Here is a 420-nt window from a genome sequence, read left to right as displayed (position 1 = left end):
GCACGATACGGTTGATTTTCGACAGGCCAATCACCTTTTCTTTGGGAATGTAGGCGACGGTCGCTTTGCCATCGATGATCACAAAGTGGTGTTCACAGGTGCTGGTCAGCGTGATATCACGCACGGTCACCATCTCATCAACCTTCATTTTATTCTCAATGACGGTGATTTTCGGGAAGTTGGCGTAGTCGAGACCGGAAAAGACTTCATCCACATACATTTTGGCGATGCGATGCGGCGTTTCCATCAGGCTGTCATCTTCAAGATCCAGATTCAGCAGCTGCATAATCTCGGTCATGTGCCCGGCAATCAGACTTTTACGTGTGTTGTCATCTATATCGCGCGTCGGTGCACGTAACGGCGTTTCCAGTCCACGCGCCAGCAGCGCTTCGTGAACCAGGGCAGCTTCCTGACTTAGGG

The 420-nt window shown here is 51.2% G+C and carries 1 protein-coding gene; it reads right to left on the bottom strand.

What is annotated here, in order from left to right:
* On the bottom strand, positions 1 to 420 hold a 420-nt coding region (folE, locus tag JWG88_RS21395), incomplete at both ends, for a GTP cyclohydrolase I FolE (protein WP_205235850.1).

Source organism: Desulfopila inferna (assembly GCF_016919005.1).
Classification (GTDB): domain Bacteria; phylum Desulfobacterota; class Desulfobulbia; order Desulfobulbales; family Desulfocapsaceae; genus Desulfopila_A; species Desulfopila_A inferna.
Note: the sequence above shows the minus strand (reverse complement) of the source record. Positions and strands in the feature narration are given on the sequence as shown.